This is a genomic window from Neobacillus sp. PS2-9 (genome assembly GCF_030915525.1).
Classification (GTDB): Bacteria; Bacillota; Bacilli; order Bacillales; family Cytobacillaceae; genus Neobacillus.
The window spans coordinates 2,962,576-2,988,943 of sequence record NZ_CP133269.1; the positions used below are offsets into that span (position 1 = coordinate 2,962,576).

The 26,368-nt window shown below is 36.9% G+C and carries 25 protein-coding genes and 2 pseudogenes; 7 read left to right on the forward strand and 20 right to left on the reverse strand.

Going from position 1 to position 26,368, the window contains the following annotated elements; genetic code table 11:
* Positions 1–11 precede the first annotated feature (11 nt).
* Together hutU and RCG25_RS15005 are read right to left on the reverse strand one after the other, a co-directional pair.
* Positions 12–1,685 carry a urocanate hydratase gene (gene hutU / locus RCG25_RS15000; RefSeq protein WP_308079625.1) on the reverse strand — a complete coding sequence of 558 codons (1,674 nt, stop codon included), beginning with the start codon at positions 1,683–1,685 and terminating at the stop codon, positions 12–14.
* Positions 1,686–2,293: 608 nt separating this feature from the next.
* Positions 2,294–3,811: a helix-turn-helix domain-containing protein gene (locus tag RCG25_RS15005; RefSeq protein ID WP_308079626.1), complete on the reverse strand. Its 1,518-nt coding sequence runs from the start codon at positions 3,809–3,811 to the stop codon at positions 2,294–2,296.
* A 106-nt stretch (positions 3,812–3,917) separates the two neighbouring features.
* On the opposite strand from RCG25_RS15005, the gene RCG25_RS15010 reads away from it, so the two are divergent.
* Positions 3,918–4,985, forward strand: coding sequence for a putative glycoside hydrolase (locus RCG25_RS15010; protein ID WP_308079627.1), 1,068 nt, complete (start codon positions 3,918–3,920; stop codon positions 4,983–4,985).
* 45 nt (positions 4,986–5,030) lie between these two features.
* On the opposite strand, the gene RCG25_RS15015 is transcribed toward RCG25_RS15010, so the two are convergent.
* On the reverse strand, positions 5,031–5,426 hold the full coding sequence (locus RCG25_RS15015) for a hypothetical protein (RefSeq protein ID WP_308079628.1): 396 nt from the start codon (positions 5,424–5,426) through the stop codon (positions 5,031–5,033).
* A gap of 82 nt (positions 5,427–5,508) precedes the next feature.
* Between RCG25_RS15015 and RCG25_RS26105 the strand changes: the two genes are divergently transcribed.
* Together RCG25_RS26105 and RCG25_RS15020 are read left to right on the forward strand one after the other, a co-directional pair.
* Positions 5,509–5,589 (forward strand): hypothetical protein, encoded by an 81-nt coding sequence (locus RCG25_RS26105; RefSeq protein WP_374121081.1) that lies wholly within the window; start codon positions 5,509–5,511, stop codon positions 5,587–5,589.
* Positions 5,586–5,960 carry a nucleotide excision repair endonuclease gene (locus tag RCG25_RS15020; protein WP_308079629.1) on the forward strand — a complete coding sequence of 125 codons (375 nt, stop codon included), beginning with the start codon at positions 5,586–5,588 and terminating at the stop codon, positions 5,958–5,960. Before RCG25_RS26105 ends, RCG25_RS15020 begins: the two co-directional genes overlap by 4 nt.
* A gap of 282 nt (positions 5,961–6,242) precedes the next feature.
* On the opposite strand, the gene RCG25_RS15025 is transcribed toward RCG25_RS15020, so the two are convergent.
* The 8 genes and pseudogenes from RCG25_RS15025 to RCG25_RS15060 form a co-directional block, all read right to left on the reverse strand.
* The gene (locus tag RCG25_RS15025; RefSeq protein ID WP_308079631.1) at positions 6,243–7,259 is read right to left on the reverse strand and encodes a serine hydrolase domain-containing protein; all 1,017 of its coding nucleotides are present in this window, start codon (positions 7,257–7,259) and stop codon (positions 6,243–6,245) included.
* A 164-nt stretch (positions 7,260–7,423) separates the two neighbouring features.
* Positions 7,424–7,672, reverse strand: a complete 249-nt coding sequence (locus RCG25_RS15030; protein ID WP_308079633.1) for a hypothetical protein — start codon at positions 7,670–7,672, stop codon at positions 7,424–7,426.
* Positions 7,673–7,885: 213 nt separating this feature from the next.
* Positions 7,886–8,050, reverse strand: coding sequence for a hypothetical protein (locus RCG25_RS15035; protein WP_308079634.1), 165 nt, complete (start codon positions 8,048–8,050; stop codon positions 7,886–7,888).
* Between the two features lie 216 nt (positions 8,051–8,266).
* Complete coding sequence (locus RCG25_RS15040) at positions 8,267–8,494, reverse strand: hypothetical protein (protein ID WP_308079635.1); 228 nt, start codon at positions 8,492–8,494, stop codon at positions 8,267–8,269.
* 156 nt (positions 8,495–8,650) lie between these two features.
* Positions 8,651–9,106, reverse strand: coding sequence for an NUDIX hydrolase (locus RCG25_RS15045; RefSeq protein WP_308079636.1), 456 nt, complete (start codon positions 9,104–9,106; stop codon positions 8,651–8,653).
* Between the two features lie 181 nt (positions 9,107–9,287).
* Positions 9,288–10,614, reverse strand: a pseudogene (ltrA, locus tag RCG25_RS15050) (group II intron reverse transcriptase/maturase).
* Between the two features lie 725 nt (positions 10,615–11,339).
* The gene (locus RCG25_RS15055; RefSeq protein WP_308079637.1) at positions 11,340–11,543 is read right to left on the reverse strand and encodes a hypothetical protein; all 204 of its coding nucleotides are present in this window, start codon (positions 11,541–11,543) and stop codon (positions 11,340–11,342) included.
* A 615-nt stretch (positions 11,544–12,158) separates the two neighbouring features.
* On the reverse strand, positions 12,159–12,503 hold the full coding sequence (locus RCG25_RS15060; RefSeq protein WP_308079638.1) for a hypothetical protein: 345 nt from the start codon (positions 12,501–12,503) through the stop codon (positions 12,159–12,161).
* Positions 12,504–12,768: 265 nt separating this feature from the next.
* Between RCG25_RS15060 and RCG25_RS15065 the strand changes: the two are divergent.
* Positions 12,769–13,594: pseudogene (locus RCG25_RS15065) on the forward strand (tyrosine-type recombinase/integrase).
* 152 nt (positions 13,595–13,746) lie between these two features.
* On the opposite strand, the gene RCG25_RS15070 reads toward RCG25_RS15065, so the two are convergent.
* The 7 genes from RCG25_RS15070 to RCG25_RS15100 all read right to left on the reverse strand — a co-directional run bounded on the left by RCG25_RS15070 (position 13,747) and on the right by RCG25_RS15100 (position 19,833).
* Positions 13,747–14,727, reverse strand: coding sequence for a hypothetical protein (locus tag RCG25_RS15070; RefSeq protein WP_308079640.1), 981 nt, complete (start codon positions 14,725–14,727; stop codon positions 13,747–13,749).
* 122 nt (positions 14,728–14,849) lie between these two features.
* Complete coding sequence (locus RCG25_RS15075; protein ID WP_308079641.1) at positions 14,850–15,035, reverse strand: DUF4926 domain-containing protein; 186 nt, start codon at positions 15,033–15,035, stop codon at positions 14,850–14,852.
* A gap of 56 nt (positions 15,036–15,091) precedes the next feature.
* A complete protein-coding gene (locus RCG25_RS15080; protein WP_308079642.1) occupies positions 15,092–15,403 on the reverse strand; it encodes a hypothetical protein in 312 nt (103 codons plus the stop codon).
* 102 nt (positions 15,404–15,505) lie between these two features.
* Positions 15,506–17,218 (reverse strand): ABC transporter permease, encoded by a 1,713-nt coding sequence (locus tag RCG25_RS15085; RefSeq protein ID WP_308079643.1) that lies wholly within the window; start codon positions 17,216–17,218, stop codon positions 15,506–15,508.
* A complete protein-coding gene (locus RCG25_RS15090; RefSeq protein WP_308079644.1) occupies positions 17,218–18,081 on the reverse strand; it encodes an ABC transporter permease subunit in 864 nt (287 codons plus the stop codon). Before RCG25_RS15090 ends, RCG25_RS15085 begins: the two co-directional genes overlap by 1 nt.
* 122 nt (positions 18,082–18,203) lie before the next feature.
* Positions 18,204–19,241, reverse strand: a complete 1,038-nt coding sequence (locus RCG25_RS15095; protein WP_308079645.1) for an ATP-grasp domain-containing protein — start codon at positions 19,239–19,241, stop codon at positions 18,204–18,206.
* Between the two features lie 94 nt (positions 19,242–19,335).
* Positions 19,336–19,833: a flavodoxin domain-containing protein gene (locus RCG25_RS15100; protein WP_308079646.1), complete on the reverse strand. Its 498-nt coding sequence runs from the start codon at positions 19,831–19,833 to the stop codon at positions 19,336–19,338.
* Between the two features lie 224 nt (positions 19,834–20,057).
* Here RCG25_RS15100 and RCG25_RS15105 point away from each other — a divergent pair, with 224 nt between their 5' ends.
* On the forward strand, positions 20,058–22,142 hold the full coding sequence (locus tag RCG25_RS15105; RefSeq protein ID WP_308079647.1) for a metallophosphoesterase family protein: 2,085 nt from the start codon (positions 20,058–20,060) through the stop codon (positions 22,140–22,142).
* A 29-nt stretch (positions 22,143–22,171) separates the two neighbouring features.
* On the opposite strand, the gene RCG25_RS15110 is transcribed toward RCG25_RS15105, so the two are convergent.
* The gene (locus RCG25_RS15110) at positions 22,172–22,459 is read right to left on the reverse strand and encodes an HNH nuclease-like protein HlpB (RefSeq protein ID WP_308079648.1); all 288 of its coding nucleotides are present in this window, start codon (positions 22,457–22,459) and stop codon (positions 22,172–22,174) included.
* A 61-nt stretch (positions 22,460–22,520) separates the two neighbouring features.
* Positions 22,521–23,435, reverse strand: coding sequence for an alpha/beta hydrolase (locus RCG25_RS15115; protein WP_308079649.1), 915 nt, complete (start codon positions 23,433–23,435; stop codon positions 22,521–22,523).
* 190 nt (positions 23,436–23,625) lie between these two features.
* Between RCG25_RS15115 and RCG25_RS15120 the strand changes: the two genes are divergently transcribed.
* Together RCG25_RS15120 and RCG25_RS15125 are read left to right on the forward strand one after the other, a co-directional pair.
* Positions 23,626–24,933 carry an alkaline phosphatase family protein gene (locus RCG25_RS15120; protein WP_374120999.1) on the forward strand — a complete coding sequence of 436 codons (1,308 nt, stop codon included), beginning with the start codon at positions 23,626–23,628 and terminating at the stop codon, positions 24,931–24,933.
* Positions 24,934–24,947: 14 nt separating this feature from the next.
* Positions 24,948–26,222, forward strand: coding sequence for an MFS transporter (locus RCG25_RS15125; protein WP_308079650.1), 1,275 nt, complete (start codon positions 24,948–24,950; stop codon positions 26,220–26,222).
* Positions 26,223–26,368 lie beyond the last annotated feature (146 nt).

The window sequence follows — 26,368 nt, forward strand, 5'->3', positions numbered from 1 at the left end:
CAGTCTCTGAATTAGTCCTGCTGCAGCATTGGCATTTTAATGCCTTTTTCCTTTGCCGTTGTAATGGCAAGCTCATAGCCAGCATCTGCGTGGCGAACCACACCCATACCAGGATCTGTCGTAAGTACCCTTTGAAGACGGATTTCTGCATCCTTTGTACCATCTGCTACGATTACCATACCGGAATGCTGAGAATACCCCATTCCAACACCGCCACCGTGATGAAGTGAAACCCAGCTAGCCCCACCGACTGCATTGATCATGGCATTTAAAATCGGCCAGTCGGAAACCGCATCACTACCGTCTCTCATTGCTTCTGTTTCACGATTTGGTGATGCAACCGAACCTGCATCCAAGTGGTCACGGCCAATAACGATTGGTGCTGATACTTCACCTGAAGCGACCATATCGTTAATCACTTTTCCAAAGCGCGCTCTGTCTCCATAGCCAAGCCAGCAGATACGAGCCGGTAGTCCTTGAAAGCTGATTTTTTCCTGTGCCATCTTTACCCATTTACAGAGGTGCTCATCATCCTTGAACTCACGAAGTAGTGCTTCGTCAATTTTACGAATATCTTCTGGATCTCCTGATAATGCCGCCCAGCGGAAAGGACCTTTTCCTTCACAGAATAGTGGTCGAATATACGCAGGTACGAAACCAGGGAAATCAAATGCATTTTCTACCCCTTCATCTTTTGCTACCTGACGAATATTGTTTCCATAGTCAAAGGTGATTGCCCCTTTTTCCTGCATCTTTAACATTGCATTCACATGGATGGCCATGCTTTGTTTAGAGAGCTTCACATATTTCGCAGGGTCTTCTTTACGAAGTGCTGCCGCTTCCTCTAATGTAAACCCAACTGGGACGTATCCATTTAACGGATCATGTGCAGAAGTTTGATCTGTTAACACATCTGGATTAAAGCCTTTTTCAATCATAATTGGAAGAATTTCAGCTGCATTGCCCAGTAAACCAATCGATAACGCTTTTCCATCAGCTTTAGCTTCACGTGCCATTTTTAAAGCTTCATCCAAGTCCTTTGTTTTAACATCGAGGTACGCTGTTTCCAATCTGCGGTCGATTCTTGTTTCATCCACATCAATAGCCAAGCACACGCCATCATTCATTGTGACTGCTAACGGTTGAGCTCCGCCCATTCCGCCAAGACCTGCTGTTAGAGTAATCGTGTGTTTTAAGGTTCCAGCGAAGGATTGACGGGCCAGTTCAGCAAACGTTTCATATGTCCCTTGAACAATTCCCTGGCTTCCGATATAAATCCAGCTTCCTGCGGTCATTTGTCCGTACATCATCAGACCTTTTTTATCAAGCTCATGGAAATGCTCCCAATTCGCCCAAGCTGGAACAAGGTTGGAGTTTGCGAGCAGGACACGCGGCGCATCATTATGAGATTTAAATACAGCTACTGGTTTTCCAGATTGAATTAACAAGGTTTCATCATTCTCTAATTCAAGCAATGTTTTCACGATTGCATCATAAGATTCCCAATTCCGTGCTGCTTTTCCTATGCCACCATAAACGACTAAATCCTCTGGTCTCTCAGCGACATCCTGGTCAAGGTTATTCATTAACATGCGAAGTGCAGCCTCTTGAATCCAGCCCTTAGCGTGTAATTCTGTCCCTTTATAATTTTTTATTACTCTTGATTTTGCTGTATTGGTTTCCATTCATTCCACTCCCTTATCTAATATTCTACTTTTATTATAAAAATAAAATCTTCTGAAAAATACGAATACGATATTAGATAAGGGATAATTATTCTATATTATAGATATAATTATTTTGGACAATCCTTTACAAAGATATAATATTTATAGAAAACTGCATTATATCTATTATCAATCAAATTGAGTCTATTTTGTTGGGAAGCTATAATCTTGGTAGAAACACAGCGATAGTGTCTAAACCTGTTTCTCCTTCCGACAATATTGATGGTTCCAACACGATATCTGTCCAAAGATAACTTTACTTCTGACAGTGTCGATGGTTTCATGCACGAGTCTGTCCGAAGATGATTCAACTTCTGACAATGTTGCTGGTTTCAAGCACGAGTCTGTCCAAAGATGATTCAACTTCTGACAGTGTTGCTGATTCTAAGCACATGTCTGTCCAAAGATGATTCTACTTCTGACAGTGTTGCTGGTTCCTTCCACGAGTCTGTCCGAAGATGACTATACTTCTGACAGTGTTGCTGGTTCCAAGACCAAGTCTGTCCAAACTTAAACCAACAAGACTAAAAACAAAAAAGACCCAGTATGAAAACCGAGTCTCCTATTTAACCCCTATTCATTTTTTGCATACGAAACTCCCGTGGTGACATGTCAAAGGCTTCACGGAACATTCTGCTAAAATAATTTGCATTTTGATATCCAACCTGAAGGGCAATTTCTTTAACTGGTTTTCGAGTTTCTATTAATAGCCGCTTTGCTTCCTTCAACCTAATCCTTGTCAACAACTCTGTAAAGCTGGATCCCATTTTCGTAATCAGCAAATGACTGAAGTAGGAAGGATTTCTATCCACATAATTCGCGACATCCTCCAGCCTGAGGCTGCTTTTCGAAAAATTACTCTCCATAAAGGAAATTCCACGTTCAATCGGATCTTGTTTGAAGCTTTGGGACATCAATTCTGCCCCATGAAATATCTTTTGAATAAATAAGATCAAATTTTGTACGGTCCGATAAAGTACAGTATCATAAAGGATCGAATTGAAGATCGTCCGGTATTCCCTCTCACAAATGAGATCTTCATTTAGCTGGTACGTCTTCATAAACCGTCTGATTTGCGCTAGGATACTTGTTAGTCTAATTCTGACTAACCCGGGATCAGGATAGGGTTCTTTTAATTGTAGAAATTCATCATACAACCACTTCTTTATGTTTTCTATATCGAGAGCATTGAGCATTTCAACCCAGTCCCTTTGCTCAGGCGGTGCTAAAAAGGGATCCACGTGTTCCCAGTCTAGTGAATACTTGAACTCTACAACCTGCCGGTATCCTTTATAATAGGTAAAATCAAGCATTTTTCTGACTTCCAAATACTTTTCATTCAATGTTTTAGTTGAGTATTGATCACTGTAGACAACTATTCCAAGTGGATCTGAGAACTCCTCTTCCCATTTCCTCATGGCTTTTTGACATTGCTCCGTACTATTTTGACACTTCTCTTTGAACAAGAGAATCACCATATCGGTCAGTACAAAGCTCCCTTGTAAATCATTGAATGGATAATCAGTTAAAAAGGAATGTAATGTGCTAACCATTCCTATACTTTCAGATTGAAAAGCAGCCATATGGAAATTTTCTGTGTCAGATGTTTGTGGTATAAATAAAGCCTCATATGAGAGATCTTTATAAATCTCTATTCTAGGTATAGATGGGGCTTTTCTCCCCAGTTTTCGTGATGCCTTTTGACAGGCTGTTTTCACCTTGGTTGTTGAAAAAGGTTTAATCATTAAATCTAGAGCCTGCATTTCAATAGCCAGACGAGCTCTTTCGAATGTCGCCTCTGCGCTAGTTAGAAGTAGGATAGGATCATAGATATGCATGAGGTCACGGAAGGTAGACCATTCCTCTTTTCTGATCATATCCAGCTCCAATAATACAATATCAGGACATTCTCTTTCGAACGTTAAAATAAACTCCTGAAAGTCAGCTGCCAATGTTATGTCTATTACTGGGATGGATGAAGTTTTTAATAACCATTTTAGTCCTTCTCTTTCATTTAAGTCCCGATCGGCAATCAGCCATTTTCCTTCCACACTACGTTCGTCCCTTCTAACTGCTATGTCCATTTCAGTGTACACTATTTAAAATGAATGGATAAGGTTCATTTTTTTTTTAAGCGGAATGAATTCCTTTAAGCATGTAAACCATAATAAAAAAATTAGGGGTGAGCATGTGAAAAAAATTTTCGCATTATTAATTGTCTCATTTATATTTTTTTATAATCAGCCAGTTTTGGCTAGTAGTAAACAACAAAAAGAACCTATTAGGGGCATTTATGTAAAAGCATCCAACACGAATGGTCCTCAGTTTAATAAGTTACTGAATCTCGTCGACCAAACCGATTTAAATGCGATGGTAATTGATATTAAGGATGACCACGGCAACTTGACTTTCATTCCCGAAAAAAATTCACCCTATTACGTTGCTAGTCAACCATATATAAAAAACCCAAAAGTACTTATTCAGACGTTAAATGAGCATCATATTTATCCAATCGCTAGAATTGTTGTTTTTAAAGATAATGTTTTAGCCCCGTCTCGCCCAGACTGGAGTTTTCAGACTTCTAATGGAATCTGGAAGAACTCGCGTGGAGATTCGTTTACCAATCCATTTCGAACAGAAGTATGGGATTATAATATTGGGATGGCCATTGAAGCAGTCAACCTTGGCTTTAAGGAAATTCAATTTGATTACGTAAGATTTCCCGAAAAGTTTGAAACGATTGAGAAACCTCTTTCTTATATGGGTAAAAAAGAAGGGAGTAACCGGGTCGCAGCTGTAACAAGTTTTGTTCAATACGCTAGGGAAAAATTATATCCTTATAAGGTTAAAATGTCTGTCGATACCTTTGGGAACGCCACTGTCATTCCAGAAGCAAGTGGGATTGGACAAAACTTCTCAAAAATTGCTGAACATGTAGATGTCATTTCAGCTATGATTTATCCTAGCCATTGGAATGGGAATTTCGGAATTGCTAAGCCTGATTTGGAACCCTATCGATTGGTTGAAGGGTATGCGAAAATTGAAAAGGCCCGATTGAAATTATTGGCCTCCCCTCCTACATCAAGGCCATGGCTCCAGGATTTCACCGCTACATGGCTTGGGAAAGGGAATTTTAAAGTTTACGGTAAGCAGGAAATTGAAGATCAAATACGGGCTTTGCATGCACAAGGAATCCAGGAATTTCTCCTTTGGAATGCTGCCAATAACTACACAGCAAATGTTGACTACACCCCATAAAAGGCAAAAGAGGTTTGCCTTAGAGTCAAACCTCTTTTTATCGTTTTATTTCTTGAACGCGGGTCTAGAAAACATAACGCCAATCGCTAATCCTACGATCAAAGCGATGAGATGGACAGTTCCAGTAGACAGAGAGATAAATTTAACTACAGCCCCATTTCCATTAGCCATAAAACTTAATGAAATCTGTAGGACTGCTGGCTGATAAATCAGCAAAAACGGAATCACTACCATTAGTAGAGCAAACCAATTTCCACCAATAAAATATTTGGCCAATAGGAAATAGATCATCCCCACAAGAAACGCCAACCCATATACAAAATAGTTAATATATTGGAGTGCACGTTCTGGTTGATCAAAATAAGCAATTATATTTACATAGAGAAGCCACAAAATAGAAACAATTATGGCAATTACTTGAGTTTTAACAATCAATCGCATTCAACAATTCCACCTATTTACTAGATTTTTTTCTTTCATTATAACAAAAACTCTATAAAAGAAAATTAAACCCTTTTTGTTTGTGGTTTACAGGTTATGCTATAATAAACTGTTAGCAAAACGGAATGACCGTTATTTTAAGCAGGGAGCGAATTTTTTATGATTAAAATTGAAATACCAAATCCAGATATAGTGATTACAAAATCAAATCAAGTTGGAGAACAAGTAGAAGCACCTCTAAGCAGTGAGTATGGATTTACAAATTACAATAAGATTCCAAGAGATAAAGGTGGGATTATCTTATTTTTTAATGCCAATGATGAACTTTTGTTTGTTGGTAAGGCAAGAAAGTTAAGACCACGCGTAAAACGTCACTTTGAGGATCAAGTATCCCCAATCAAACTTCACCGCCATGAGGTATATAAGATTGCAGTCTGTGTAATCGAAGATCCGATGGAAAGAGAAATATATGAAACCTATATTATTAATACGCTTCACGCTAAATACAATACCGATAAAGTATTCTATAAATAAGGTTGCAACAAAAAAGAGCGGGTAAAAACTAATGTGTTCCGTTTCCTATCGTAAATAAAACACAAATGTAGCTGAATTTGTACTGCCATTTGTATCTGTTTTTGCAATTAAATATAAAATGGCTCAGTTTCATACTGAGCCATTTTTAAATATCTATTTTTTGTAGCTTGTTGAACTAACGCCCCCTTTAGTTTAAGTACATTCTTTCACAAACTTTTTTCTAATAAAATTTAAATCAAGCACCTGAAAAAAGTGAATTCGTCATACATCAATTAATTTTCTTTATAAACAACTCATTATAGTATCTCCGAAAGACCTGACATCAGATAAATAATCATATCCTTCTGGTGAACCAAAACTATTAAACATTCGAACAGCAACCAAGTTTTCTTGTGGGATTACTAATAAAGTAACACCAGTATAACCAAGTATCTGGTATGAACCTTTAGGAACCCTTTCACCTATCTCAGATTTCTTGGCAGGTAATTCTTTTACAAACCATAAGAAACCATTTTGCGGTAAGTCTTTATCTATATTTCTTGGGCTATGAACTGATGTAGCTAATTGTATAATTTCTTTTGGAACAATTTGTTTTCCATCTATAATTCCTTGTTTAAGATGTAAATAACCCCAAAACGCCAATTCACGTGCCGACACATACATATTCATCTTGTCGCCCTCTATGCTTTCGGGAGTTTTCCAATTTCCATCTCCCTCACCACTAAGGATTACTTCAACAAGTTTTTGGTGCTTGTGGGCATACCAATTCGATTCAGAAAAACCTAATGGTGTAAACACAAGTTCGTGGTTAATATCGGATACTGATTTTCCAGTTGTCGTCTTGACAATTTTAGTTAATGCATCTATTCCAACCTGTCTGTATGTCCAATTTTGTCCGACGGGGTACTCACGAAAGACAGTTTCCGCCCTATGATTTAGTCCGTGGGTATGTGTTAATAAATGTCTGATTGTAGTATCTTTCCAAATGGCTTCTTCTAATTCTGGAAGGTATTTTAATACTTGATCATCCATACTTTGTATGTAACCGTAATACACAGCATATGCAACTGCAAAACCAATATAACTTTTTCGTACGGATGCAACGTGAAATTGAGTATCTTTTTGCACTTTCCGTGCGTTTGGTTTATTCGAGTGCTTCCCAATATATTCTTCTAAAACAATCGAATCATTATGAATAACATATACAGCAGCCCCTGAACAAATTACCTGGTTAAATGTTTGGTTAACGTGATTTAATATTAAGGAAAAATTATTATTACCTTTAAATGAGGGCAACAATTAAGTACCTCCAGTCTTTTGTGGGAATTTATTTAGGATTTAATATCCTTTTTATGTAGGAATTCTTCTTCAACTTTCCTGCACCGTTTGTACAATAAGGAATCAATAAAAAAGGCGTTTAATCCTTCCTGGATCAACGCAACGACACACACACGATTAGTTTTTTACTTTCCTCTAGCCTTTGTTTTCATCAAATTTTGAACAACAATAAACCCGCCTATTATTATTAATAATATACTTATTGTATAGGTAACCCACCCTATAATTTGATTAAGTGCTGATGCTAGTTTGCCTGGTGGGTCAGACCAATTCAAATTGGGAATATACATTGCAATTGAAAGGTGCATTAAACCAAATAAGAAAATACCTGAACAAAATAAAACATATCCCAAAATCTCTAGTTCTTTTTTCATCCGATTCCTCCTGAAAGGTCTATAACATACTTATTCAAGATACTTCCAGATAATCCTTCTTAAACTAAACTGCATCGTTAGTACAAAAACTTCCACATAAAAAGCGTCAATCCCTTCTTGGATCAACGCACCCGTTTGTTTATGTACATTTCTTGTTACAATGCCCCTTTATTCATACAAGAAAAGTTGCCTACATTGGCAGCACTGACCCTTTTATTCGACTTTAAAAACTTCATGATTACGTGCTACGAGTTCTACCTGACCACATTTTGTACATACAAAACCATCTACTCCTGAAGTCTTTCTTTTCACAAAACCTTTTTTAGCCTCTTCAATTATAATAGCTCCTCCACCTGGATTCACCCATATTTCTGTCATCTCTTGATGACATCTTAAACAATCCCTGCTTTTCATTTCGAATTTTAACCCTTCCTTCATTTTGAATACTATTCATACGTTTATAGCTAATAGTTTCAATTGTCCACTCATTAATCCTTGTTCTTCCACAAACCTGACCCATTCAACAAGAAAAAAATGACACCGCAACGATCATCATACTTAACAAAAGTCCCTGTTACTTTAATAAGAAAAATTTTATATACCCGAATTGACCAGGTGCGAAAATAATCCTATCAAACCTATAACAATTCCAATGCTTAATAAAGCAATCATATATTTCTTTTTTATCAGATTAAATATCGAAACTGTAACACCTAGAGATAAAAATACAACAGTTAAAACAATGTCTTTAGCAAAATACATATAATTTAGAACCCCTAAAATCACCAAAATCAAAGGTAACAAATTTATGAAAAACTTCATTTTATATCCCCCCAATATCTCTCTTTATAATAACATAATTATCGAAATGTCAATTAAACCTTCTTAAAGTTAACTGCCCCGTTAGCACAAAAAGAAAATGAGCTGCCTCTGCACCTCATTGTTAAACTCTTGCCCCCGTTTGTTGAATAAGGACTCTTATTTAATTTGTTTATGGAATACACTAATGGGATGGTAACTTTTTGTAACAAGACAATTTGCTATTTGTTTTATAGCACTCGGATTGCGAAGTTTATCATCGTCCGCCTTTACTAATTCACTTACCTTCACCCAGGCACTGTCTATAATTTCATCTTCTTCAAGATTTATTGAACCCCCAATAACCTGCCCTACAAAATGAAACATAATAACTTGGTCTTTAGAACTGCTAATAAAGTTGTAAACACCAGTTGTATATGTAAGTTCCACATCTAATCCCGTCTCTTCCTTCACTTCTCTCCTGGCTGCATAAGGAATGTCTTCTCCCATTTCAATATGTCCACTTGGAAAATTCCATTTATTTATTACATTGGGTTTGTTTTCTTTAATCATTAAAACTTCTTCATCTTTAATTATTGAAACACTAGCAACTAAAACAATCGGTTTATCTGTCATTTTTTCTCCTTATACAAAAATATTATGTTTATTCCCTACTGTATTTTCGCTCCAATTAACCATTTCCCTTCCTCAACTAGTCGAGTAGAAGGGAGCCTTCTACCTTACGGTAAATTGTACTCCTCCCCCTCACAGAACCGTGCTTGCGCTATTAACGCACACGGCTCCTCCTAGTCATCATTTACAGAATGTAGCTAATCTCTTTTCTAAGTTCATAGATGTTTACTTTGATTCTTGGTGAAGGAAGTGGATATTTACGAAGAAAAAGATTAAATTTATCCCATGTAAAGGACTTCCTTTGGCTTCTTCTGTTTAGCCATTTAAATAGTAAGTATTCGATTTTCTCTTTGAAGTTGTTAACAGTTTGAGTGTTATCCGTGATGCAATAATAGTTGTAATAACCTATAAGTGAGCGTTTAAATCTATCCATAATTGTATGAATATCTTTATTTCTATTAGTCTTCAACCATTCTTTAGATTCTCTTAGTTTGCCTCGGACTTTCTTCCTGCTAGATTTTCGTTTTACTCGAAATTTCCCTTGTTTGCTTTTCCCGCAATAGTGGGTAAACCCTAGGAAATCAAAGGTAGCTGGTTTACTGTTTCCCTCTCGCCTTGCATTATTTTCAGCGAACCGTCCAAAGGGAATTATTTTAGTTTTATCTTCAGCTATTTCCAGGTTAAATTTCTTTAATCTCGCTTTTAATGAATGGAAGAATTGCTCGGCTTCACTTTTATTCTGAAAACAACAAACAAAATCATCTGCGTATCTTACTATATATGCCTGTCCTTTACATTGTTTCCTAACCACTTTTTCAAACCATAGATCAAGAACGTAATGGAGATAGACATTGGCTAATATCGGAGATATTACTCCACCTTGCGGTGTACCATTATCTGTCTGGTATTTCTTACCTTCCTCCATGTATCCACCTTTAAGAAACCTGCTGATTATTCTCAGTAGGTTAGGGTCAGTGATACGGAGTTTCAAGAATTCCATCATCCATTTGTGGTCAACGTTATCAAAGAAGCCTTTAATATCAACATCAACTACATAACTTACTGCTCTTCTCAATATATTTATTCAGTATTTTCAGCGCATCGTGGCAGTTTCTATTTGGACGGAACCCAAATGAGCAGTCTAGAAAGTCATTTTCATAGATGGCATTTAGTATTTTCGTAATGCCTCTTTGAACAATTTTATCCTCATGTTCCGGTATTCCCAATGGTCTTTTCTTGTTTGAGTTGAGCTTTGGAATATACATTCTTCTTACTGGAACAGGACGATAACTTTTGCTTTTAAGCCTACTTACTAAGTCCTCTATGTTTTCATCCAGGCTGTCACAGTATTGTTCTTTTGTCGTTCCATTAATACCAGTTGCCTTTTTATTAGGCAGTTCATGATGACACTGTATTAGAGATTGCTTATTCAATAAATGTGCAAGAGATGTGAATTTCATTTTAGGCTCGGATTTTGCTAATTCTGCTATCCTTAGTAGTTTTGTTTCCATTTATTATACCTACCTCAGTGTGTAGTAAATGTGTCCCTAGTAAGGGTGATAACTGGTAGCTAGCCTTTCCTCCATCGGCATTACCCAACTTCATTGGTACTACGCTGCTATCCGACTCCCTACAATCGGCATTTGGTTTCCTTGCTTGTTATCGCTTGTAGACCATACTCTTCAATAGAAAAGACCGGTAGGGTCTCCCGAGTTGCCTATCATATCAATGTGTGACGTGCCAAGGTCTCTGACTCCAGAGAGGTTTTACCCTTCTTGCCTTTGACGAAGGATAAAATGTAGCTTTCTGCACGCAGGTAAGGCATCAGCCCTCTCGATTTACTAACGTTTATGGAGCTCAATCCCTTCAACCATTTGGCTTTCGGCCCGCCACCTAACTGTCTACGCTTAAAGACTAAAGTTACCTTTAGCCCTTCAAGACTCGCTACGAGCGAATGGCTAGTTCTTACTCGGCGGGAATCCCACCCGCTATATGATACGACCTAGGCTCGGCCGCACACCTGCATCGTTAGTGGAACAAGAAAAGAGTCGCCACAGCGACTCTTTATTAAACTCTCTCATTCGTTAGTTCAACAAAACATACTTTGTCTATAACTTTAATAAAAGTGCAACCAGCAACTATTATGCGTTGGGTACTTTTGTTGTCCGTCATTATTATGAAAGTTTAGTGCCTTAAGCGCCTAAATATTTACTGATTAATTTCCTCGTACTATGTATTACTTCTTTGGTCGATTTTTCATTAATTTAAATAGATATCGTATCAAGTAGGTTCCCAATAAAGCAATTCCTAACGCATAGGAATGGCTTTTCGTTCCTTCTTGAAACCAATCGCTATGAAATAAAGGAGGAACATGAAAAAGACTGAGTAATAGAACTAAACCAAAGCTAAGTTCAATTAAGAATTGTTGAAACTTCTTCAAAATCAAAACCCCTTAATCGTAATATAAGTCTTATGTTTTTTAAAAAAAGTGATGAAAAACAACAATGTTTGCGAAAACAGCCATTTATTTTGATTCGAAACATAGTCGATAGTGTATACTTTGCTCGAATTAGATTATTTTCGTTTCATCAATCGTTCAAGGAAGATCTTTTTCGCGGTAATTAGGTTTAGCCTTAACTTCTAAATTTCTTGATTAGAGCTAAAGTTGGACAACTAGGGTCATCAGGGTCATATAAACCGTGTTCAAACTCATAATGGAAACAAATCCAGTACATATTTTCAAATACATCATATCTATAACTATTAACTTTTATAGGCTGCTTAGAGCGAACACAAGTAGGATACGTCATTATGTAGCGGCCTTCTTCTATTTACTTTTTAACAATATTGTACCAATTACTGGTACACATTTGCTTACAAAGAATGAATTCTTATTGAACTATCCTGCCAAATAGTTGGAGAAGGCATCTGCATTATGGGGAAGTTTGTTATATAACTAGAGGCTGTCTTTTGCAAATATTTATGGAAACAAAGGGCCACAAAAAATGTTAAAATCTCAGCTATAACAAATAGCCTTCTTAGCTCATCAGAGTGATCAATTAAGTATCTCCCACAAAACCCCATCTTTCATTTTATAAATGGTGCCGAAAACACCAAGAATTCTAATAGTAGTTTTTTTATCATTTTCATAGTCTAATTCTACTTCATAAGAAGCAAAAATACCTATATTTCTAAGTTGAGAACTATGAATTATTTTCTTATTATCTTTAATACATCCCACTAAGCCTTTATAATTACATTGGAGACCGTACTCGTTTTTAATCCAACTATCTAATTTTTCATTAGAAGGTCGAGTTAAATTCATAACTATTAAAAGTAAAATAACCATAATTACAAATGTCTTAATAAAACTTATTTTATACTTATCGTTGCTTTTCAAAATTTCCCCCAAACAAAACAAAGCGAACATAGTTCAATTTTATTTTGTTTTCTCTTTTTGTATAATTCTACCATAAGAATGACATTCTTTTTGATTAAACTTATTCAATTTACCACTATCGAAGGAAAATCTTTCCCTACAAGAATATATAAAAATTTAACACTCCTTGTTAAACTATCCTGCATCGATAGATCAATACCTAACGTTTTCATTTCTGCAATCAGGGCAATAATTCCTCTAATAGATCCAAAAAGGAGGAAATACTTTGTTATTATCAAAAGCCTGGGAATTATATGAATCGGACAAAAGGATTGAAGGATTCTCTCCTCAGACATTAAATGCATATAAGCTCCAATCAAAGCTGCTGATTCAACACTTTAATGATGTGGATATTGAGTCATTGACGACTGATCAACTGAAAGGATACTTAGCAAAATCCAGTGAACACCTAAAGCCTTCAAGTTTGGCTCATCGAATTCGATTTATAAAATCATTATTTCTTTGGTCACACGAGGAACGAAACTTACCCAAAAACCCAGCAACAAAAATATAAGAACCTAAACAGTGGAAACGGATTCCAAAATTTCTAACGTAGAGAGAAATTGAACATTTGAGGGAAGCCTGTTTTACTCCGATGGAAAAGGCATTGTTTGTATTTATGTTTTCAACAGGTTGTAGAATAGGAGAAATTGTTTCATTGTATAAAAATTGTATCAATTGGTCTAACCGTTCTGCCATTGTTCTTGGGAAGGGGGATAAAGAAAGGGAGGTCTACTTTAATATACGCTGTGAAATCTGGCTGAAGCGATACTTAGACCTTCGCCAAGATAAAGATCCATCTATTTTTGTTACTGAACGGCACCCACATAGAATGAGTATTGGGCAGATGAGGTACATCATAAAACAAATATCATGTCGTACAGGGATCATCAAAGAAATCCATCCACAGCTATGCCACTCACCTATTGCACAACGGAGCTCCTCTCGATGTCATTCAAAGTTTACTAGGACACGAAAAAAGCGAGACCACTAGGATTTATGCTCAGTTAAGAGGAAACATTAGAAGAGAATTTTATAGAAAATACTTTTAGAGTTAGAGTGAAAAAGGCAACGCTGCCTTTTTTACTATTGCACCCTTTAGTTGAAGAGGGTTCCCTCAAAAACATAACTTATTTTATCAAACTGTAGTAGGTGAAAATTTTATACTTTCTTTTAAAAATAGGGGTCGGCGAGCCTCCTTAATCTATCCGTGCCAAGAACCAGTTCTTTTATCTAATGTTACAAATGGATAATTATCTTTTTCGCCCGTATAAGGTAAAGAATCGGTATATACCTCTACCGAATCACCTCTATCAATTAATTTTTCTATTTTATCTTCCTTATAATAACTGTTATTCCAGTTCTCTAAAAATAGCTCTTTCCAATTATCATTTATGGGTGCATTCTGAGAAAGGTATTGGGCTTGTTCGAACAGAGTTCCTTCTTCACCGTTATTTATTTTCTTAAATTTCTCTATTACATTCCAAATCTCATTAGCGGTTAAATTATCGTAAAAATTCTCAGACCAGTTAATACCTTTTGCATAAACATAATCAGGACCAGGCATATACGTATCAAATATATATGTCCTAAGCGTCTTCTTTAAATGCTCCATTTCTTCGAGAGAAGTATTTTGGGAAACAACTTTTTCCCGTTTCTGTTGATATATATATTCGATAATTTGTCCATTCGGAACCGTTCCATCAGCTAAATAATTTTCATAAGCCTTACCTTCAACAGTTCTACCGTCAAAATTACTACCATTTCTTTTCAATAATAGAGCATGTTTTTTGCCTTCTTTATTTGTTATCGTTACAACAGTATAACCATGAGAATCTTTATTCTTTTCTATTAAATAAGAAAACTGGTACACGTAATTGACTGTTAATTGCCCATTGTTAAAGTACCAAGTGCTACTTACCCCATCCTGTTTTCCTGTTGCCAGCCAAACACCACTGATATTATCACTCGCCTGTGGTATTTCTGAAGATGTTGAACTTTTACATTGCGATGTTTTCACTGCCGGTTTTGTGTTTTGCTTCGAACTTTGTGATGTCGTTTCTGTTATTTTTGTTTTTTGCTTCGAACTTTGCGGGGAAGTATTGGTTGATACATCTGTCGTTTTTCCACATCCAGAAATTACTACCCCAAAAAGAACTACCCAAAAAACTATTATCATTTTCATTTACATTAACCCCTCTTTTTTCTTTATTTTAACATTTCTAGTTCAACTAAACTGCCCCGTTTGCACAATAAGAAAATGGGATAGCCACAGCCATCCCATTCTTTAACTCTCGCCCCCTTTAGTTAAACAACCACCTCAAGAAAATCTCGTGATAATGCACCTAAGAATAACGTTATTCCATTATTATCACTTATCTCTACTTCGAAGTGATTATCATCGTAAACTTCTAAAATTGTCCCAATTTGCCCTTTATAAATACCTTCAATAGGGTTATCTTTTATAATTTTAACTGCATCAAATTGTTTCATTTAAACACCCCTTGCTTAACAAACGCCCCATTAGTTAAATAAGAATATCTCCTTTATTAACGATTTTTCTCGTTTCTCAATCTACCTAGGACGTTCGCAACCCAATCCTTAACCTTATAAGCAACATCATCCTTGTCTTTTCCATTGAAAAGGAATAAACCTGTCGGTGTGTCTTTGTAACCCTTTTCTATTATTAGGAAATTATTTTCATAATCATCTAATGGTTCATCTAAGAAAACATCCCAACTTCCGTCTATTCTTTCTTCACAAATTGTTTCAAGAAAGCAATAATATACTGGTTCCCAGCATTCTTCGTGAAAGTGATAACCAGTATAGTTTATTTTATTAAAGTATTTTTCAGACCTCATAGGATTCACCCCAGAAATATCAATATTGACAGATATTCTTCAAGTACATCGGTAAATCCTTCTTCAAGTATCCTGCCCGTTCGTATCAGTAACCGTTCAAACTCATTGTGAATAATCAACGTCAATATTAATAATGGGATTGTATTTCTTCTCGGTCACCGCCATAATTCTTGCTATCTCCGGATTTGTTCCCATCGTATAGCGTTCAACCTCAATGAATTCCATACCACTGACATTATAGGCATGTTTGATTTTTGATTGCATTTCTGTCTGACCCTTAATCTCAAATTTATCAGCTTTAATTCCCATTCCAGCGAGACATTGGCTTAACCCTTTAAAGTAATCACAATAACTAGCAGGAAACAGAGTCATTATTTTGGCACTGCCTTCAATAAAAATAATTTCCACCCGACTGTTACCATAAGAATAAGACACCGCAGGAACCTTGAGATCACCTTCAAAAGTAAGAATTAATTTTCTTGATTTTTCTGGTTCTCCCAACACTTCCTTCACTTCATCCTCTGTTTTGTTATTTACCTTACTAAAGTTAAAATTTTTAGCTAATTCCATTTTCTTCTTTTCTTCTTCCAGGTTTGGTTGAACTGGTTTGACTTTAACAGGAGCGCTCGCTTTTGTTGAAGCAGTCACTGCACGATCTTTCTTATCTGCTGCAAAGTTCACGCCTTTTTTCTCCCCTACCATAAACGGAATGATAAATAGAGAAGCTGCTATACCGGCTGATATGATTGCAACCGCTACCTTTTTACCATTTCTTCCTGTATGAATTGTATGTTGAACTGAGTCTTTATGAGGATACTTAACAAATACAAATGATGTAGAATTTAATGTATGTTTATTTGAATTCTGTATTTCTTCTGCGACAATTTCCTTTTTCTTTTTAACCATAATATAATCTTGCTTCATTTTCTCCTCTAATTCCTTTTTTATCATATTCACAATACCAATTAGGAAAAAGAAGCCTAGCATGACACAAAGGACAATCCAAGGAAAATGAACAAATACCTCAAAATTCTGCCCAATCAACCCCGACCATTCGTTTGATAGAGATGCGGCTCTCGGAGGAGTATCATAGCCAAATATCCCCTCAGCAACTGCTCCACCTAAGAAAAATTCAAATAAACCTAGGTGCATAATTAAGACGAGGGTAGCTAAAAACTGTTGAACCATCATTAATAGACCATAAGACTTAAAATAGGGTAATAAATGACGCCGTATTAGAAAGAGGTTATTAGCTCCCATTAAGTTTGAGCTTTCAATAAACGTTCGCTTTCTTAAATCATTGACTATTTCTAACGATGAGAGAGTTACAGTAGGAAAAGCGACTAAAAATAAAACAAATATTTGAAACATCATTGTGTACATCATTGGAAGTTGATTGGTCGCAGATGCTATTGGACTCATAAACGTTATTGCAATAATCAGGGTTGGAACATACCTAAACCCGATAAATAAGTCTTTAAAATAAGGAACAGCCCTCGGGAGCCAAAAGGAAAAGATGATTCCGGTTAACCCGCCAAAAATGACCCGTAAAACCGTAACAAGAATAGCACAAAGTACGGTTACCTTCATTCCGTCTATCATCATAAGCATTATATCTTGCCCATTTTCATCTGTACCAAACGGGTGACTTAGAGATGGTGGAAAAGGTGCTTTTCCTATGACTGAACCATTATCATCATAAATTAAGGTTTGCTTGTTATAATCTTCTGGGCCAAAGACAGGATAAAGGAGACTCATCAGTAGGACGATAAAGATTATTCCTGTACCGATGATCGTTTTTTTATAGCTTTTCATTACAGAGCCTCCTCTTTACCTCCTGAACGGATTGATAATAGACGAATGAGTACCTCAATTAGGATAATTGGTATCGTGAAAAGAATGATATCAAGTACCGCTTCCGCACTACTTAATGTATTTAAGTTTCCTATATAAGAAGTAAAGGCTTTTAAACTAAAAAGATATTCCACTAAGAATAGATTAGAAAGAATAACCCAGACTAGCGTCCTCATTTGAACAACTAACATAGGAAAAATATTTCTTAACATATGAATCAAGTAAATTTTAGCAAATGCTAACCCTTTTGCTTTAGCAAAAATAGCGTAGTCTTTTTCCATTTCCTCCCCAAAGGCATTGATTAGGAATTGTGCTAAAAAGAAGGTCGGAAGAAAAGAGATAATCACTATTGGTATAAAATAAGGAGTGCCAGTAAACCCATAGAGCTGAAACAGCTTAATCCCTGTGTTTTTGTAGATGGTAATAACTAAAATTTGCAACACAAAAATGACGAGTAAATCAGGAACCGCTTCACTGAAGTTAATTACACTTCTTAACTTTCTTCTTATTTTAGCTGGTGACATGATGACAATTGCTGCGATTAAAAATCCAACTCCCAATGTAAGCGCAGTAGAGGCCAAAAATAGTTTCATAGAATACAAATAATTTTGGAGCATATCTGTATTCATCCACCCCATGAAAAAATCCGTTTTATAAAAGTGAGTAAGGTCATGAAGTTTATTAGTAAAAACTGTTATGAAAGCTTTGCTATAGAAAACAAAGGTCCCTTCATGTTCACCGAATAAGAATGGTGTGGATAGAAAAAGTGCAAAGCCAATCACAATGCATAAAGCTCTAAATATGTAATGAACGATACGCTTCAAATGGTAACCTCCTTTAAGACAAAGTATCTCTACATTTATTAAGCGTATAAACATTCAAAAAAGTTACACTTTTTGGAAAAATATTTCGTAAATAAAAAAGAAGGCAGAGTCTACCTTCTTTTTTACTGGGCTTTTTCATTGCCCCCATATTTTAGTATCATTTCTTTTTCAATATGACTGGCACGTATTCCGAATCTTGGCTTCAATTTGTCTATTTTTTCTCCTAATAAAATCTTAATAGCCAAGTATGGGAAGTTAATACCGGATAAACAACTGATATGCATACCTCCACTCATTCGGGGATTGATTTCAAGCAGCTTTGGGATGCCATTGTTGTATTTCACCTGAATATTAAATATATATGGCAGTTTATACTCGTGATGAAATTTGTGGGCAATTTGAATAAGCTCCAAACTTTCAACCAGTTCCCTTACTCGTCCTTCCCCTTTCATGCGTGGAACAGCAGCATACAGCCCTTCATTTGAAGCAAGACAATCGATGCTATATTCCCTTCCTTCTAAATACTCGAGTACCATTAACTCTGGGAAAGTTTCTTGCTGACTTAATATTTCACACGCATAGTGATAGGAAATCCGATGTCCGATTCCTTGATTAAAAAGCTGATGGATCGACTCAATCTGGTCCTTAATTACGCGGAACCCATTAGCCCCCTCACCGATTACCGGTTTAAAGCACACTTGATGACCCTTCTCTCTCAATGTTGCATATGCTAGCTTAAACTCATCAACCGTATGGACTACTTCATAATCAGGTATGGATACGATAGGGTTATCCCGCGCTAATTCCCGATAAGCTGCTGCTTTATTATCCATTGTCACCATAAGCTTTGCATCGGAACAAACTAACACCTTCACCCCTATAGCTTCAAAATTTGCCAACCGTTTTGATATAAGGACATTCTCTTTTCTAGGAATGAAAATATCAATGGCATGTGTTTGACAAAAATCTAGACAAAAAGCTATATATTCATCCCCAGATATATCAGGCTCCACAAAGGCATAATCACAATTTTGTAAATATAGCGCATCCTTATTGGGATGTGTTCCATATATGATAAACTTTCGATCTTCCTCGTTTGCCCGAATCATATCAATATAATGTGATACTGTTGTAAACCATCGATTAAACCAAATCTTCATCTGAATCCTCTTTCATGTTGTAGTTAAGACTTTTTCCATTATGTGCTAATAGAGGTCATTTTATAAGTTTTATTATGTTGAAATATCGATTGGTTTAATAGACTAAGCTTTTTAATCGATTTAACCTGGTCGCAAATTTGTAAATGGCTTCCATATCTAAATGAGATTGGTCGGCCGTAATTCCATCTACATTTTTAACGACCTTTCTTTCAAAAAAATTCATTTTAGATACAAGGAGTTCCCCACCAAACAATCCCATGGCTACAGAATTTTTTCGTAAATCCTGTGGGAAGGCATCATTGAATTGTTGAATGGCGGTTTCTCCTTCGCGGAAACAACATAGGAAAAGTCCTACATTTTTTTCTAATAGCACATCATGATGCTTTTGAATAAATTGTTTGATTTTTCTTTGAATGGCACCAGCATGAATCGAACCACCGATAATAATGGTATCAAAGTTGATAAGATCGAAAATGGTTTTCTCTCTTTTCAAATCAACTGATAAAATCTCTCCTTCGATGTGTTCACTTAATAATCCTACTGCTTTTTCTGTAGTCCCATGGGATGAGCAATAAACAATTAAAGTCTTCATGTCAATTCTCCTCCTTCTTTCATTACAAAAAAACCAGCCATGAATAGTGTAGTCAGGCTGGATGTATATATATCACACCTCTATTATAAATCCATTTAGATAGTCGCCTTCGTTTAAATATTGGCAATATTATTACAACTGACAAATATTTATGGTGTCAGACCAATGAACGTCTTTTTCCATCGCCGAATAAAATAGTATCAATACTATGTGAGGTGGAAAAAATGCAGTTTCCATTGATTTTAGCTGGTCCGATTGTTCGGCGAGTGGAACCGACCTGTGTCTATATTTGGATTGCAACAAGTAAAAAAGTTCAAATAGAATCAGATTTTTTTCAGATAGAAAAAGGGAGTGAGCCCCAATCCTTTCTTTATCATAAACTTGATACCAATTGTCAGCCGATGAAAGTGAAAATCGGCAAACAACTTTTTGTCTACTTAATTAAGATTACTCCCCAAACTGAATCTTTTCCCACAGATACCTTAATTGGATATAATTTGCGATTTAACGATGATTCTAGACTTGATGATTTTGAGAGTCTTGAATTACTTAATCCTAATCATCCAAGCTCCCTTGTCTATGGGAAGCTCAAATACCCAACTTTTCAAATTAAGAGTGGTCAGAATTCGAGCCATATTTTTTATGGATCATGCAGAAAGTTGCATGGCGATGGTGAAGATACTCTTGCTTATGCCGATTCCATTATTGATAAACATCATGCTAATGTCCGGAACCGGCCTGACTCGCTATTTCTCATGGGAGACCAAATTTATGCGGATGATGTTGCCGACCCGCTCTTAAGAGTGATTTCCAAGATTAGTACTGAGTTAATAGGTCAAAGAGAGCCTCTTAATCACATTGAAAAGAGCTTGCAGCAAGAACCATTTTGTACAGCCCTTGATCAGGTAACCGGCAGACAATTTATCATGGAGAGCTTTTGTCAATTCACCTCTTCACATGCACAAAACCATTTAATTGAATTTGGTGAGTTTGCTGCAATGTACTTATTGTCATGGAGCCCCGAGATTTGGGATATCGCACAAGCAAATCATTTTTTTGAAAGCTTCGACGAATTGGAGAAAAGGAAGCTAATTCATTTCGTATCTACTAATGAGAAAGGCGATTCTAAAAATTATCGGTTCGAACTAAACCAACTTTTTAATCGATTCAATGAACAGCAGGAAGCACTAGTGTCTTTTCGAGCATCTCTTAACCGCGTAAGGAGACTGCTTGCGAACATCCCTACTTACATGATTTTTGATGACCATGACCTAACTGATGATTGGAACATTTCAGCAGAATGGAAAAAGAACGTCTGGGAAGTACCACTTGGCAGACATGTAATCGCAAACGGTCTTTCCGCTTATTGGGCTTTCCAGGGGTGGGGTAATGACCCTGATAACTTTGATCAAAATTTCATCGAGTTGATGGAATCGTATTTTAAAACAATCAGGAAAGGAAGCTTTCATTCATCCACTCATGCAAAATGGGTAAACAGTCTTTGGCAGTTTCATTCGTGGCATTTTGTCGCACCTACCCATCCAAAAGCTGTATTTTTAGATACTCGTACACAACGGGAATATACTACAACTCCAAAACTAGTAAAATTGGGCCATATCATAAAGGAGACAACAGCCTGTCCCCAGCTCCTTAGTGATCAAGGATGGTCAATTATATCAAACAAACTGTTATCTAGTAGTTGGAAGATGCACACTCCTTTATTAATTGTTTCCGCTACCCCAGTTTACGGGATGGGCCTGATTGAATCCTTTTTGCATGATTATGTCTATCCTTTCCAGGTAATTGGAGTAGAGGTGAGAACGTCCTTTGATTTTGAGGCTTGGAAGTATAACGGAGAAGGCTTTACCAAGCTTCTATACCAAGTGGCAGAATGGGAACCATCTGAGTGTATCTTTTTATCAGGCGATGTACACTATGCTTCCGCGGTAAAAGCAACGGTTACTTTTCCAGGTGGAAAGTCCCTGCCCATTCATCAATTTACCAGCAGCCCTTTTAAAAATATGAGCTTTTCTGGTGTATGGGGCGTGCTTATGAAAGGAGTGATCAGTTTCAATTCTATTAAAAGGAAAAATAAAGATATTTTCCGGATTTGTGACACGTCTTATACCATCAGCCATGTTGACAAGGAAGATGATTACAAGCCCTTTTTATGGAAGGATCAATTACGTTATCAGTTTTTAGAAAAGGGGTCGATTATTGAAACGAACAACAATCTTGGGCTCGTTTCTATTTCCTCTCATTCGATTACCAATGTCTTAATTAAAGAGTTACCTGAAGAAAACAAATAAAGTGAAGGTTCTTGTTACACCTTCACTTTTTATCTTCTAGGATTATCATTTGATCGTTTTGTTTTAATCAAGGTGGTCGCTGGCTGTTTTCTGATCCACTTAATGAATTTACTAATTTTTTCATCCTTCTTTAAATCTGGTATTGTATTTAATCGTAAGGCCAATTCTTTATTGGTGTATAGGGCGTGGACCTGTTTATGGCATGGAATGCAAAGGTTAGCTTTTGCTAATTTCCCACCGCCTTCTTCTCGGGGGATTAAATGATGCTCGGTAATCTCAACACCTTCACGCTCACATAATTCACAATGCGCTAACAACTTTTCACCTACTTTTTGTCATTCTAAGCTGACAGAAGTTCGGACAAGTTTCCGCTCAAGCCTATTTTCTGAAGGTCCTTTTCACAAACTCCCCGATTTCATAAATAGCTCTTTTTGCTTCAGGTAATACATCACCACTTATTTGCCATACATGCCACATCCCATCCCAAACCTTAAATGATACATTTACACCTGCAGCACGAGCTTGAGCAGCCAGCTTTTCTGCATCACTTTGGAGGATTTCATGATTACCTGCTTGAATAAACAGAGGTGGAAATCCTGTGTATTCAGCAAACACTGGAGAGATGAGCGGATGATCAAGTGCTTCAGTTCCTGCATACATACTAGCAGCTTTCCTCACACCACCGAGATTTAAGTAAGGATCCTTTTCTTTATTTTTCCTATAGCTTTCCCCACTGCTTGTTAAATCTACCCACGGGGAAAGACAAACAATTGCAGCTGGCAGTGGTTCATTTTGGTCTCTTAAGACCAATGTTGCGGCTATACTTAAGCCACCGCCAGCAGAGTCCCCAGCAAAAATAATATCCTTAGAATGATAGCCTTGACGAATAAGCCATCGGTACACATTGATCGCATCTTCAATGGCGGCTGGAAATGGATGCTCTGGTGCTAGCCGATATTCAGGGAACAGAACCCTTACACCTGCCGCTCTCCCAATTCTTGCTGCTAGAGGACGATGAGTATTGGCTGAGCAGAAGGCATAACCGCCTCCATGTAAATAAAGAATGACCTTTCCATCCATTGCCCGGCCTGTAGAAATCCATTCTGCATATAAACCTTCAATTTCAAGTTTTTCAACTCTACAGCCTTCGGGAAGTTTTCCTAACCTCCTGGCAGCTGAATCTAGCATCTGCCGCTTCTCGTCCATCCCCTTATCAATTACTTCCTTTCGAAAGGCTCTTTTCACCGACCATTTAATTCCTTTTTCGATAAAATAACTTCGTAAACTTGGCATAGCGTTTACTCCTTTTTTCATAAAAAATGGCTAGTTTCATTATACTAGAAAAATCTTCCTCTTTAATAACAACAAAGAGTGGATTCCTCAGTTTTGCTTATATATTATAAATTTTGTAAAAATTCTGTAACATTTCGAGCAATTGCTGTAGTACAATTTGAATAAGAGGTACTATTTTTGGAGGTATATCATGACACGTCTTACCGAACATTTAATAATCATTTCATTTGATTGTCTATCCGCATTAGATTTTCCAATCCTAAAAGACATGCCTCATTTTCAGACCATTTTAAACAATGGAGCTTATGTTGAAAATGTTAAAACAATCTATCCTTCTGTTACCTATCCTTGTCATGCGACTATCGTAACTGGAAATTATCCTAATCGGCATGGAGTCATCAATAATACACTCTTACAGCCAGGTATGGTATCACCTGATTGGAATTGGTTCAGAAATTGTATCCGAGGGACTACTTTATATGATGAAGTGAAAAAGGCCAATATGACAACAGCTGCATTATTATGGCCCGTAACGGGCAAAGCAAATATTGACTATAATATGCCCGAAATCTTTGCAAACCGCCCATGGCATAATCAAATTGTTGTGTCTCTCAGGAACGGGACTCCACGCTATCAATTGGAACTCAATCAGCGTTTCGGTCATATCCGTAAAGGGTTGAATCAGCCAGAACTCGATGACTTTGTTTTAGAGTCAGCGGTTCACACAATTAAAACAAAGAAGCCAAATTTATTAATGGTCCATTTTACGGACCTAGATACTCAGCGCCATTTTCATGGTTTTTCTTCAGAAGAAGCCATGGCTGCTTTAAAACGCCATAACCATCGTCTAGGGAGAATCATTGATGCGTTGAAGGAAAGTGGTATCTATGAAAATTCAACCATAGTTGCATTAGGTGACCATAGTGCCCTTGATGAAAATAAAGCCGTCAATTTAAATGTATTGTTCCGGAAGCAAAATTTACTCTCAACCAATTCAAAAGATAAAATAATAAATTGGAAGGCTTATTGTAAAAGTTGTGATGGCTCTGCATATATTTACATAAAAGATGCACAAGATTCAGCTACTTTAAATGAAGTAAAGCAATTATTAGAAACATTAATCAAAGATCCTACCTCTGGAATTGAAGGGTTTTTAACAGGTGAACAAGCCGCTGAAAAAGGAGCAGATGGAACATGCGCCTTTATGCTTGAAGCAGCTCGTGGTTATTATTTTTTAGAAGATTTTGAGGGCGAGTACATCAAACCTATCACTAAAGAGGATGCAGCAGCTGATAAGAAGTATACATTAGCCTGTCACGGTTATTCTCCGGAAAAAGAAAATTACGGCACCATTTTAATGGCATCAGGGAAAGGAATTAGGCCCATCACCCTGCCTTCAATTCGGCTCATTGATGAAGGCCCAACATTTGCGAGACTTCTAGGTGTCAGCTTAGGAAATACAGATGGTAGGGTGATCGAAGAGCTATTAGCTTTATAAAAGGGGGAACATGAATGAGTCGGATGTCAAAGCAAGAAAAGAGCTGGGTGTTTTATGACTGGGCAAACTCTGCCTACTCTATCCTGATTACCACAGCCATATTTCCATTGTATTTTAAGGCAGCGGCTAAAGAGGCAGGACTTGCTGCTTCCACGTCTACAGCCTATTGGGGCTATGCAAATTCGTTTGCTACTCTCCTTATATCGCTTTGTGCCCCTATTTTAGGAAGCATAGCCGATTTTAAGGGATTTAAGAAACGGTTCTTTACCTTTTTCTTTGCGCTAGGAATCGTGTTTACTTTGTTGTTAGCCGTTGTCCCGAGTAACCAATGGATCATTTTATTAATTTGTTATATGTTCACCGTTATCGGATTTGGTGGTACAAATATTTTCTATGATGCCTTTCTTGTGGACGTCACGACCGAGGAACGAATGAATAAGATTTCATCGCGGGGATATGCGATGGGTTATATTGGTAGCACGATTCCGTTTATTATCGGAATTGCACTAATTCTTTTATCTCAAAAAGGCGTCCTTCCGCTTTCCGCTTCGGTAGCAAGCCAAGCGGCGTTTGCAATTACCGCATTATGGTGGGGATTGTTCACGATTCCTATGCTGAAAAATGTAAAGCAGGTTTATTATAAGGAAAGGGTCGCAAACCCTATTTCAAATGGTTTCAAGCAGCTCTTTGTCACCTTTAAGAAAATTAAGCTTTACCGTCCTTTATTTCTATTCTTATTAGCCTATTTCTTTTATATTGATGGAGTTAATACCATTATTACTATGTCTACCGCCTACGGTTCTGATTTGGGCATTGATTCAACCAACCTATTAATTATTTTGTTTGCGACACAAGTAGTGGCTGCACCGTTTGCCGTTTTATATGGCAGACTTGCAGATAAGTTTAAAAGTAAAACGATGTTGCTCGTAGGAATATTTGTTTATATCGTCATTTGTACGTATGCATATTTCCTAAAGACGACTTTAGATTTTTGGATTCTAGCGATGCTTGTCGCCTCTTCCCAAGGTGGGATTCAGGCACTAAGCCGTTCTTATTTTGCAAAGCTAGTTCCAAAAGAAAGCTCCAACGAGTTCTTTGGGTTCTATAGTATTTTTTTTAAGTTTGCTGCGATATTAGGACCGTTTTTAGTCGGATTTACGGCCCAAATGACGGGCAATACGAATAGCGGCGTGTTCAGTTTGATTGTTTTGTTTATCATCGGTGGCATTATTCTATTGCGGGTACCTGAAGCAGAAGATGTTTCGAAGTCCCCTACAATATCTCAATAAATTTTGGACCAGTTTCCGTTGGGGAACTGGTTTTTTAATAGAGTATGATTGGAATATATAGGTAAAAAATCCAATGTTGTAAAAAAATGAGCCAATCTTCCCGAAAAATAAGCCAATCCCCACCCAAAATGAGCCAAACTCCCACC

Bases quoted from the DNA above. Each gene is read 5' to 3' on its own strand.
- RCG25_RS15035 (WP_308079634.1), bottom strand. From the start codon at position 8,050: ATGACAGAAATATGGGTGAATCCAGGTGGAGGAGCTATTATAATTGAA.
- RCG25_RS15005 (WP_308079626.1), bottom strand. From the start codon at position 3,811: ATGGACATAGCAGTTAGAAGGGACGAACGTAGTGTGGAAGGAAAATGG.
- RCG25_RS15085 (WP_308079643.1), bottom strand. From the start codon at position 17,218: ATGAAAAGCTATAAAAAAACGATCATCGGTACAGGAATAATCTTTATC.
- RCG25_RS15015 (WP_308079628.1), bottom strand. From the start codon at position 5,426: ATGCGATTGATTGTTAAAACTCAAGTAATTGCCATAATTGTTTCTATT.
- RCG25_RS15040 (WP_308079635.1), bottom strand. From the start codon at position 8,494: ATGAAGTTTTTCATAAATTTGTTACCTTTGATTTTGGTGATTTTAGGG.
- RCG25_RS15105 (WP_308079647.1), top strand. From the start codon at position 20,058: ATGCAGTTTCCATTGATTTTAGCTGGTCCGATTGTTCGGCGAGTGGAA.
- RCG25_RS15070 (WP_308079640.1), bottom strand. From the start codon at position 14,727: ATGAAAATGATAATAGTTTTTTGGGTAGTTCTTTTTGGGGTAGTAATT.
- RCG25_RS15100 (WP_308079646.1), bottom strand. From the start codon at position 19,833: ATGAAGACTTTAATTGTTTATTGCTCATCCCATGGGACTACAGAAAAA.
- RCG25_RS15030 (WP_308079633.1), bottom strand. From the start codon at position 7,672: ATGAAAAAAGAACTAGAGATTTTGGGATATGTTTTATTTTGTTCAGGT.
- RCG25_RS15045 (WP_308079636.1), bottom strand. From the start codon at position 9,106: ATGACAGATAAACCGATTGTTTTAGTTGCTAGTGTTTCAATAATTAAA.
- RCG25_RS15095 (WP_308079645.1), bottom strand. From the start codon at position 19,241: ATGAAGATTTGGTTTAATCGATGGTTTACAACAGTATCACATTATATT.
- RCG25_RS15075 (WP_308079641.1), bottom strand. From the start codon at position 15,035: ATGAAACAATTTGATGCAGTTAAAATTATAAAAGATAACCCTATTGAA.
- RCG25_RS15020 (WP_308079629.1), top strand. From the start codon at position 5,586: ATGATTAAAATTGAAATACCAAATCCAGATATAGTGATTACAAAATCA.
- RCG25_RS15115 (WP_308079649.1), bottom strand. From the start codon at position 23,435: ATGCCAAGTTTACGAAGTTATTTTATCGAAAAAGGAATTAAATGGTCG.
- RCG25_RS15125 (WP_308079650.1), top strand. From the start codon at position 24,948: ATGAGTCGGATGTCAAAGCAAGAAAAGAGCTGGGTGTTTTATGACTGG.
- RCG25_RS15080 (WP_308079642.1), bottom strand. From the start codon at position 15,403: ATGAGGTCTGAAAAATACTTTAATAAAATAAACTATACTGGTTATCAC.
- RCG25_RS15120 (WP_374120999.1), top strand. From the start codon at position 23,626: ATGACACGTCTTACCGAACATTTAATAATCATTTCATTTGATTGTCTA.
- hutU (WP_308079625.1), bottom strand. From the start codon at position 1,685: ATGGAAACCAATACAGCAAAATCAAGAGTAATAAAAAATTATAAAGGG.